Below are 9,788 nucleotides of genomic sequence, written 5' to 3'. Positions count from 1 at the left end.
TTACTGGAAAACATCCTTTTGCAATCAAAAGTAGTGCTTTTGGTGACTGGTATCAAGTACATAAGTTTCATACAGCACCAAGTTTTAAAGAAATCAATCCTGACCTGACGGTTCCCAGAGAGCTACAAGAGTTAGTGATGAGCTGTTTGGCAAAGGAAGTAAAAGGGCGCCCCCAAAATATAGAGAAGGTTTTAATTGCTTTAGAACGTATTCAGCAGTTGCTAGATGGAGAATTTTTAAACTCAGCAAATCAACCTTCTCAAAATCCAGCTTCTCAAAATCCATCAAGTGTACAATTAGTGCCTGTCACCTCGATTTCAGAAAAAATCTGTTTGCAGAAAACATGGCCTTTGAATAAACCAAAGGCACTGATTTGCTTTCCACATTTATTACAATCTACTCAAGGTAACATACCAAGCTTATGGGCAATGTTACCGAAAAGAGAGATAGATACATTGGTTGGACAAATTAGCAATACTGAATTGATATTTCAACCAAATTTGTATCCGTTGTTACTATGGGTGACGACTTTATGCGATAAGAAGCTAGATTTAACACGCTGGCTGTCTTATTTTTTAGATATGAAAGATGCGAAAAGCCAGAGAATAGTACAGGCTCTGATTAACAGTGGTTATTATCATTTACTATTTTTCTCGCTTGATAATCCTGGGAAGTGCGAAAAAGTTGTGACTTTAAGCTTGTCGGCTAATCAGCGTCAGCAGCTTATAGATTATTTGGAGCTAGCTGAAAAGACAACTTCAGCAATAAAACTTAATGAAAGCAAAAATATACTGCGATTACATTTGGAAAAGAAGAAGCCGGAAATCATTGGCCAACTTCTTGAAAATCAGAAACATGATCGGAAATACCGTCAGGTAGGTTTTCGCCAGTGGTTCAATCAAACTTTATCTAGAGTTTCTCGTGTTATATCTCGTCCGGTATTTTGAGGTGCCTATTCTTATCCCGTGCTTGTTACCGTTCGCTATGGCGCCGATTTTTGATCTGGCACCTCACTAGCCAATTAGAATTTTTTGCTTTAGAAGCGCGTCCGCACGTCACCTTAACACTGGCAACGTCATTCACCATCTTTCCTTTGATCCAGCGCAAAACACCGTTGCAGGAGCGTCAAAAAAAATCTACAAAAAGTACTTGACAAATTTCTTCTGTCTGAGCATAATAAGAAAGTTGCTGAAAAAGCAAACGCCTTTAAAGCGAACTACATCTTGGGGTCGTAGTTCAATCGGTTAGAGCACCGCCCTGTCACGGCGGAAGTTGCGGATTCGAATTCCGTCGACCCCGCTGAAGCAAATTATACATCTTTTAACTCAGTACTGAGGTCGTATTTGTCCAGATAATACTGGTATATGATGTCAAGCCCATTGCCGCAGCATTCTGCTAGCAGCATTGGGTCTGCCCCATTTCTGATTTGGATGGTTATGAAGGTATGCCTAGTAGAACTTGGTTTGAGGTATTGTTTGATTTCGTTACTTTGAACTAATTTAGATATTACACCTGAGTAATAGTAACGAGTGCCTTTTTTACTTTTGTCTATACCTAGCCATACACTACTAAGTTTTAACCGAGTGTACTGTTTTCCCGTTACTGTGGTAAAAATATAGTCTTCAGGTGAGAAGTTAGTTGGTTTAATCCTTTCCAGTAAGTCATTAAGTCGATTTAAACCTTTGCTTTTAAAAGGTCTAACTGTACTGGTTTTAGTGGATTTAGTGATTTTAGTTTCGGTTGAATAACTTTCATCAAACTATATCACATCTTCTTGAATATCTTTCCATTTTAGAGCGAAAGCTTCTCCTAATCTGCATCCTGTAAGAAAAAGAAATTCGACTAAGGCGCCTGCTCGCTTTTCACTTTTGATAGTGGAGGAGTAGAAAGCAGCTATAATTTTATCTCTTTCTTCACGTGTAAATGCTCTTCTATCTTCGTCACCAACATATGAGTGCAGCGGTTTTCGAGGAATTATAATTGATTCTTGCAAATCTAGAAAATAATTTCCCTTCAACTTTCCTTGTTTAATCAATCTTTCACACGCTTGTGATAAGTGTCCAAGCAATTGTCTCAAGTTACGCATATTTGAGTTTTTACCCTTGATAGTCGAGAGAATATCCTGAGCTAACTCATCACTCAATTCTCTATCAAAAAAGGGCATCAAAAAATATGTAAAAGTCCTTTTAAACCTTATTATATAAGTTGTTTCACAAATTTCTTCTGATTCTAACTTGTACTTAATAAACTCTTCCCACATCTCTTTTAGCGTTATTGGGATTAAAAATATATCAGGTTGCAGCTTATTGTTTCCAGTTGTATATTTACTGCCTGATTCTTTGAGGTAGTTATTTTTACATAAAGTTTCTAAACTAGTGCCGTACATTTGCTGTTCTTTATTTTTTGGCGCTGAAAGTAGATACATACTTAATATCTCCGCAAGTACATAAATATTACTACATTCCTAAATAGTTAAATATAAACTATTGTTAAGAAAGGTAGTAAATCGGCGCCAAAAGTTGAAAGTCCAGAATTTTGAGTAAAATGTGGTGTAGAGAGGATTTAAGAGCCAGCAATTAATATAATTAGTTTTGCCTCCCCATATTTAGAGTAAGAGAGAATAAAACCGTGACAGTAAGAGTTCGTCTTGCACCCAGCCCAACTGGAAACTTACACATTGGTACAGCTAGGACTGGTGTATTTAACTGGTTATTCGCGCGCCATCTAGATGGTAAATTTATTCTGCGAATCGAGGATACTGACACTGAACGCTCGCAGGACGAATTTACAGAAAATATATTTGAAGGATTGCGCTGGTTGGGATTAAGTTGGGATGAAGGTCCATTTTTTCAGTCGAAGCGCTTAGATATATATAAAGATGCAGTGCAAAAACTCATAGAGCAAGGTTTAGCGTATCGTTGCTACACAAGCGCAGAAGAACTTGAAACATTGCGTGAAGTTCAGAAAGCTAAAAACGAGGCGCCTCGCTATGATAATCGTCACCGCAACTTAACTGCTGAACAGGAAGCTGCATTTAAAGCTGAAGGACGAAGCTCCGTTATTCGCTTCAAAATCGACGACAACCGGGAAATAGTCTGGAATGATTTAGTAAGAGGTCAAGTCGTGTGGAAGGGAAGCGACTTAGGGGGAGACATGGTAATCGCGCGTGCTGCCGAAGTTTCGGTAGGACAACCACTTTATAATTTTGCGGTAGTAGTCGATGACATGGACATGCAAATCACTCACGTCATTCGGGGTGAAGACCATATTGCCAACACAGCAAAGCAAATTTTATTGTACGAAGCTTTTGGCGCAAAAGTCCCAGAATTTGCTCATGCACCCTTAATTTTGAACCAAGAAGGGCGTAAATTATCGAAGCGCGACGGAGTAACATCAATTTATGACTTTAAAAAAATGGGTTTTGTCCCTGAAGCCTTGGTTAATTACATGACTTTGCTAGGTTGGTCTCCTGTTGACTCAACACAAGAAATATTTACATTAGAGGAAGCAGCCAAACAATTCAGCTTTGAACGAGTGAACAAAGCAGGGGCAAAGTTTGACTGGGCAAAACTAGATTGGCTCAATAGTCAGTATATCCACGCAATGCCTGTAGAGAAGTTAACTCAAATGCTTATACCATTTTGGGAAGAGGCTGGATATCAACTCAATCAGCATAACCAACAGTGGTTAGAAAAACTAACTGCTTTAATTGGTGCCAGTTTGACACGGTTGAACGATGCAGTCGAAATGAGCAAACCGTTTTTCAGTGAAACCATCGAATATAACGACGAAGCTAAAGCTCAATTACAACAGGAAGGCTCTAAAAACGCTTTAGAAGCAGTGCTAGAAACGTTGAATAATACAGAAGGACTAACAGATAATACTGCACAAGACATTATTAAACAGGTCATGAAAGCCCACAACCTCAAAAAACCTGTAGTCATGAAAGCTGTACGCGCGTCGCTAACAGGAGAAACCCACGGTCCAGACTTAGTACAATCATGGTTATTACTCCACCAAAAAGGTGTAGATTTGCCACGCCTGCAAAATGCCCTAACACTGACTAAATTTTAATACTAAATTTAAGTAAGCGCTTTTGGGGCGCTTACTTTACCTATAACAAAAAGAAACATAAATCAAAACTTGGTAGCAAATTACTCCTTAAATGGGAACAAAGCACGTAATAAAAATGTCATATATGACACTTAGATGACTATGTAATCAATCTTTTAACATCGTGCTAAACCAAACATTAAAATTATCTTTTTTATTAATCACGCTTACTGTAACCTCGACAATGAATACCCTTGTTCGTGCTGAAGAAGCGGCGCCAATATTTGGGGATGTGACTATAGGTACAAAATTTGCTCCCGACCCAGTAACAGTAAGAGGTATAAGCGGTGGGGAAATTCCAGGCAAACAAATAACAAGTAGAGCGGAAACACCTACTGGAACGTGCGCTGGTTACTTTGACGAAAAGCCAGACCATACCGTTGAACTAAAAAATCGGTTTGAATATCTAAAGTTAGTAGTTCAAAGTTCTGCCGATACAACATTAATAGTTAAAGGTCCTGGTGGTAGTTGGTGTAACGATGACTTAGATGGAAAAAATGCTGGCATCGTGGGTGAGTGGCTACCTGGAACCTATAGTGTCTGGATTGGCTCCTATGAAAAAAATAGGTATCTTCCTTACCGATTACGAATCACAGAAGTAAAATAGGACGTTCGTAGTCAGCACAGGAAATAATTCCGAACGGTCGGTCTTAAAAATGTGAGAAACTGGGTTTATGCAACGCACGTTGGCAAACTTTGGGTAATGTCTAGTAGAATGTATGAGAATTAAGTTAAATTTAATTAAGATTATTGTTGACGTTACGGTAATGTCGTAATGAAAATTCGCATTATAACAACCCCGTCACACATCCAAATTAAACAAAATGGATTAGTAAACATCCGTTTAGAGCGCGATTGCGTAACCGAGTGTACAGCGCACGGTATTAAACGCACTTAATTGTTGTATCTGCATAATGGACGGCAAATTAGAATGAAATTCTCCTGGAGAGTCCTGCTACTCTGGACACTACCTGCTTTGGTTATCGGCTTTTTCTTTTGGCAAGGAGCATTTGCAAACGCTCCTGCTGACATGACCCGAAATACAGCATCGACACGCATGACCTACGGTCGCTTTCTAGAATACTTGGACGCGAATCGGGTTTCGAGTGTTGATTTTTATGAAGGTGGTAGAACTGCGATAGTTGAGGCTTTTGACCCAGCACTCGATAATCGTGTTCAACGGGTACGAGTTGATTTACCAGCAAGCGCACCTGAGTTGATCGACAAGCTCAAAGAGAAAAACATCAACTTTGACGCACACCCGATGCGGAACGATGGAGCGATTTGGGGACTTTTGGGCAATTTAATTTTCCCAGTTCTACTGATTACTGGATTATTCTTTTTGTTCCGACGTTCGAGCAACCTTCCAGGTGGTCCTGGTCAAGCAATGAATTTTGGTAAGTCGAGAGCTAGGTTCTCGATGGAAGCTAAAACTGGCGTCAAGTTTGACGATGTTGCTGGTATTGAAGAAGCCAAAGAAGAACTTCAAGAAGTTGTTACTTTCCTTAAACAGCCTGAAAAATTTACCGCTGTCGGCGCCCGTATTCCCAAAGGTGTGCTTTTAGTTGGACCTCCGGGAACTGGTAAGACATTGTTAGCAAAAGCTATTGCAGGTGAAGCAGGTGTACCTTTCTTCAGCATTTCAGGTTCAGAATTTGTTGAAATGTTTGTTGGTGTAGGTGCTTCGCGCGTTCGTGATTTGTTTAAAAAAGCCAAAGATAACGCACCTTGTATTATCTTTATCGATGAAATCGACGCAGTAGGTCGTCAGCGTGGTGCAGGTATTGGTGGTGGCAACGACGAACGCGAACAAACCTTAAACCAACTCCTTACTGAGATGGATGGTTTTGAAGGTAACACAGGCATAATTATTATTGCCGCAACCAACCGTCCTGATGTCCTTGATGCAGCATTATTACGTCCGGGACGCTTTGACCGTCAGGTAACAGTTGATGCACCAGACATCAAAGGTCGTTTGGAAGTACTAAAAGTACACGCGCGCAACAAAAAACTTGACCCAAGTGTTTCGCTCGAAACTATTGCACGTCGCACCCCCGGATTTACAGGTGCCGACTTAGCGAACTTACTCAACGAAGCCGCAATTCTAACTGCTCGTCGTCGTAAAGACGCAATTACCCTCTTAGAAATTGATGATGCAGTTGACCGCGTTGTTGCGGGAATGGAAGGTACACCTTTAGTTGATGGCAAAAGCAAGCGATTAATTGCCTATCATGAAATCGGGCACGCCATAATTGGTACACTTATTAAAGACCATGACCCTGTACAAAAAGTTACTTTGATTCCGCGCGGTCAAGCTCAAGGTTTAACCTGGTTTACTCCTAATGAGGAAATGGGTTTAGTCACTCGTGCCCAATTACGTGCGAGAATTACAGGAGCATTAGGTGGTCGCGCCGCTGAAGATGTTATATTTGGCAGCGCTGAAGTAACTACTGGCGCCGGAAACGACTTGCAGCAAGTAACTGGAATGGCACGTCAAATGGTAACTAGATTTGGAATGTCCGATTTAGGTCCCGTTTCCTTAGAAAGTCAGCAAGGTGAAGTTTTCCTTGGTCGTGACTGGACAACACGCTCAGAGTATTCTGAATCTATCGCATCACGTATTGATGCACAAGTGCGCGGTATCGTCGATGAGTGCTACGAAAACGCTAGGAAAATCATCCGCGAAAACCGTACAGCATGTGACCGCTTAGTTGATTTACTCATCGAAAAAGAAACCATTGATGGCGAAGAATTCCGACAAATTGTAGCTGAATATACAGATGTACCTGAAAAACTTCAATATGTACCTCAACTGTAATATTTTGTAATATTTTTGCTACAAGTGTAAATCAATTCAGAATTTAATTTATTGAACGGGGATGATTAGAATAATCGTCCCCATTTTATTTGTTTTGATTATTTGTTTTAAAAACAAGTTTCTTCCAGTTTCCGTATTTATATGATTTGTATTTGTAGTCTTTATAGCAAGTTTCGCCATATAAGCAAGCGATAAAGCTATATAAGTACGGTTGAAACCACTTTTATTGAGATTTTATAAAGGATTTAATATGGAATCAGAATATCAAGAACCAACAATGCGGTTATTAGCTACCCCCATTAGCAACTTACCTACTTTGCGTTTTGGCGACTCTGGTCAGTCTGTTAGAGTTTTGCAAAGACTGTTACGGTCTAATGGTTATCCGGTTACGGTTGATGGCTCATTTGGCGCCTTGACAGAAAGTGCAGTTAGAGCGTTTCAAACTCGACGTGGTTTAACAGCAGATGGAGTAGTCGGTCCAAGAACTTGGAGCGAATTAACTCGTTAATTAAAAAGTCAAAAGGTAAAAGAAATATTATCTTTTGACTTTTGACTTTTGACTTTTGACTTTTGCTTTTTAGGTACTACTGTGCTTTTTTACCAGCGACTTTAGCTTCTACCTTGACGCTTTTAACACCTTGGAATTTGTATTCTTTAACAGCAGGCTCAATTTTCTTTAAAGTTGCTTCATCAGGTACAGTACCCTTAACTGTTAACACACCATCTTTTTCTTCTACAGATAGGTTGCTACCAGGGAACTTTTCTTGCAAGCGGTTTTTAACAATAGTTTTTACACCACCTGCATTATTCGCTGCTGTCTTGGCGCCTGATGTTCCAGTTTTGGCTGTGTCGGTTGCTTTAGAACCAGCATCTTTAGTAGTAGTTTTAGTGTTAGCAGCTTCTTTTGCTGTATTAGCAGGAGCTTCATTGGTAGTACCTGCATCAGAAGTTTTTGAGGCATCTTGTTGGCAAGCTACGGCACCAACCATCAAAACACCGCTAACTAAAAATGGAATTATCTTTTTCATTTGTATCTCCTTTCTTGAGTGACATGTAGCGATTAGTTAATAGAGCGTGCGGTACTGAGGAGTAAATCTTAAAACAAAATTAAATGTGAAATGGCTTAAATAATTGAGTACCTAACTGCTAACAGTTTCATGAAACTGAAACACAGTTGCAATACCGTATACTGTTGTAAATATACACATCAAATAAACAACCATATGAAGTTAGGGCTTACACTAGATAAGTCCATCTCCAACTGCATTTATATGCTTTATCCTTCAACAGTTTTTCGATATTATCAGATTTAAAGCTATTTCGCTTCTCCTCCTAACGACGAGCGCTCAATAAGTTCTGCATTATTGTATTGCAATGTTTTAATTAGTCAATTCGTAATTTTAATTAAAAATAAGTATTATATATTACATTTAATGAAATCATAGTGCGGTGTAATAGCATAAATAATCTAGAGACGTGATATATCACGTCTCCTAAATCACATCTTGAAGATTACGTTCTTAAGTACTATTGAGCAGGAGCGACCTTAGCATCCACTTTAACGCCTGTAACACCTTTGATTTCCTGGGCTAAGGTAGGAATCTTGTTAAGTTGCTCTTGTGTTGGCACAGTTCCGGTAACGGTGACAGTACCATCTTTAGCATCAACTTTCAAACGACTGGCAGGTAAATTTGCCTCTAATTTACCCCGAACCTCGCTTTCTAAATCATCACTATCACGCTCATTCTCGTCACCAGTTGCTTTGTTGCGTTGTTCGCTCGCGCGAATATCTGACTCGATTTGCCGCTTGCGCGTGTCGTTAGTAGCATCGTTTTGCGCTTGTTGGGCAGCTTCCTTCGCTGGAACTTGGGCAGTTTCGTTAGCGTTGTTGGGTGCATCGGCACTTGTTTTTGAGCTAGACTCACAAGCTGCGACACCTGCAACTAATACACTGCTGATAAGTAATGGAATTAGTTTCTTCATAGCCATTTGTTACCTTAAACTACAAGACAAGGTGTGAAGAGTTCGCAAAAGACAGCCTTTACTAAAGTTTTGCCTTCTTTACACCTTGATTCCATCAACCACAGGTTTAAGTTCTGTATCTATCAATCGATGGAAACAAAAGGTTCGCGAATTGCGCTTTACATGATAGTCCTAGAGTTGTTAGAAGGTATGTTCGATTTGAACTAATTATCGTTTTATAACTTTACACGCATCAAGAGCAGGGAAATTGCCCTCTTAATGTTCGGTTCTACGACTTCCACACATACGCAAATGCTTATAACCTCATATTAGTTGTGTATGCCTATCAAAACTATTGATATCGCGCTCTGAGTAAGAGGTGAATTTTTGTGTATAAATGGATTCTGCCAAGCCTGAGTGAAATTTTAACCGCCAATCAAGCTTCGGTGGCGTGTGCTTCCTCTGCAAAAGCAGAAAGCCAATGGCGCCATTGTATAGCGGCAACGGAAAAACTATTATTAAATACGCTCAACGGCACGACGCTCGGTGACTTACCCCAAGGCTTAGTTTTAGCAGCACCTGCGCCACTTTTTAGCTGCGATACACTAACTCAGAATCTGACCACGGTTACTTTTACGGCACAGCCATTTAACCCTAGGGCGTTAATGCCGTTTCAGATGCCTACCGTAACAGTACCAGAATTTTGTTCGTCTTCAAGCGAGCCAATATTGCCGTTAATCGCACAAGACCCTTTGGCATCGGAACAGTTTTGCTTGATTTTTACGAATGCATTTCAACTAGTGTTAGTTTTGGGTGAAGATGAAGATGGTAATAAATTGTTTTCATTTTCTTTTGACCCGGAAACTGTACAGCAAGCTTGGAAAGCATTAAGCGC

8 protein-coding genes, 1 tRNA gene and 2 pseudogenes are annotated in these 9,788 nt (G+C 39.9%); 7 read left to right on the top strand and 4 right to left on the bottom strand.

Annotated features, from left to right (window positions below; all coding sequences use genetic code 11):
• Both AC2JBO_RS39195 and AC2JBO_RS39190 read left to right on the top strand, forming a co-directional pair.
• Positions 1 to 947 (top strand): annotated as a pseudogene (locus AC2JBO_RS39195) (serine/threonine protein kinase); the annotation flags it as partial.
• Between the two features lie 278 nt (positions 948 to 1,225).
• A tRNA-Asp gene (locus tag AC2JBO_RS39190) sits at positions 1,226 to 1,299 on the top strand.
• 10 nt (positions 1,300 to 1,309) lie between these two features.
• Here AC2JBO_RS39190 and AC2JBO_RS39185 read toward each other — a convergent pair.
• Positions 1,310 to 1,729 (bottom strand): hypothetical protein, encoded by a 420-nt coding sequence (locus tag AC2JBO_RS39185; protein WP_496959035.1) that lies wholly within the window; start codon positions 1,727 to 1,729, stop codon positions 1,310 to 1,312.
• A 30-nt stretch (positions 1,730 to 1,759) separates the two neighbouring features.
• Entirely contained in the window at positions 1,760 to 2,425 is a 666-nt protein-coding gene (locus AC2JBO_RS39180; protein ID WP_496959034.1) for a site-specific integrase, read from the bottom strand.
• Between the two features lie 203 nt (positions 2,426 to 2,628).
• On the opposite strand from AC2JBO_RS39180, the gene gltX reads away from it, so the two are divergent.
• From gltX to AC2JBO_RS39160, 4 genes are all read left to right on the top strand, one after another.
• A complete protein-coding gene (gene gltX / locus AC2JBO_RS39175; protein WP_496959033.1) occupies positions 2,629 to 4,074 on the top strand; it encodes a glutamate--tRNA ligase in 1,446 nt (481 codons plus the stop codon).
• Between the two features lie 223 nt (positions 4,075 to 4,297).
• Positions 4,298 to 4,720: a hypothetical protein gene (locus AC2JBO_RS39170; protein WP_496959032.1), complete on the top strand. Its 423-nt coding sequence runs from the start codon at positions 4,298 to 4,300 to the stop codon at positions 4,718 to 4,720.
• A gap of 324 nt (positions 4,721 to 5,044) precedes the next feature.
• Complete coding sequence (ftsH2, locus tag AC2JBO_RS39165; protein WP_496959031.1) at positions 5,045 to 6,931, top strand: ATP-dependent zinc metalloprotease FtsH2; 1,887 nt, start codon at positions 5,045 to 5,047, stop codon at positions 6,929 to 6,931.
• A gap of 250 nt (positions 6,932 to 7,181) precedes the next feature.
• On the top strand, positions 7,182 to 7,439 hold the full coding sequence (locus AC2JBO_RS39160; protein WP_496959030.1) for a peptidoglycan-binding domain-containing protein: 258 nt from the start codon (positions 7,182 to 7,184) through the stop codon (positions 7,437 to 7,439).
• 76 nt (positions 7,440 to 7,515) lie between these two features.
• On the opposite strand, the gene AC2JBO_RS39155 is transcribed toward AC2JBO_RS39160, so the two are convergent.
• The gene (locus tag AC2JBO_RS39155) at positions 7,516 to 7,959 is read right to left on the bottom strand and encodes a BON domain-containing protein (protein WP_496959029.1); all 444 of its coding nucleotides are present in this window, start codon (positions 7,957 to 7,959) and stop codon (positions 7,516 to 7,518) included.
• Between the two features lie 499 nt (positions 7,960 to 8,458).
• Positions 8,459 to 8,914 (bottom strand): BON domain-containing protein, encoded by a 456-nt coding sequence (locus tag AC2JBO_RS39150; RefSeq protein ID WP_496959028.1) that lies wholly within the window; start codon positions 8,912 to 8,914, stop codon positions 8,459 to 8,461.
• Positions 8,915 to 9,282: 368 nt separating this feature from the next.
• On the opposite strand from AC2JBO_RS39150, the pseudogene AC2JBO_RS39145 reads away from it, so the two are divergent.
• Positions 9,283 to 9,788 (top strand): annotated as a pseudogene (locus AC2JBO_RS39145) (sensor histidine kinase); the annotation flags it as partial.

The organism is Calothrix sp. CBUCES-K 9914 (assembly GCF_059640475.1).
Note: the sequence above shows the minus strand (reverse complement) of the source record. Positions and strands in the feature narration are given on the sequence as shown.

What these genes read in the sequence shown, in the direction of transcription:
- AC2JBO_RS39170 (WP_496959032.1), top strand. Translation starts at nt 4,298, where the DNA reads ATGAATACCCTTGTTCGTGCTGAAGAAGCGGCGCCAATATTTGGGGAT.
- AC2JBO_RS39155 (WP_496959029.1), bottom strand. Translation starts at nt 7,959, where the DNA reads ATGAAAAAGATAATTCCATTTTTAGTTAGCGGTGTTTTGATGGTTGGT.
- AC2JBO_RS39180 (WP_496959034.1), bottom strand. Translation starts at nt 2,425, where the DNA reads ATGTATCTACTTTCAGCGCCAAAAAATAAAGAACAGCAAATGTACGGC.
- AC2JBO_RS39160 (WP_496959030.1), top strand. Translation starts at nt 7,182, where the DNA reads ATGGAATCAGAATATCAAGAACCAACAATGCGGTTATTAGCTACCCCC.
- AC2JBO_RS39150 (WP_496959028.1), bottom strand. Translation starts at nt 8,914, where the DNA reads ATGAAGAAACTAATTCCATTACTTATCAGCAGTGTATTAGTTGCAGGT.
- ftsH2 (WP_496959031.1), top strand. Translation starts at nt 5,045, where the DNA reads ATGAAATTCTCCTGGAGAGTCCTGCTACTCTGGACACTACCTGCTTTG.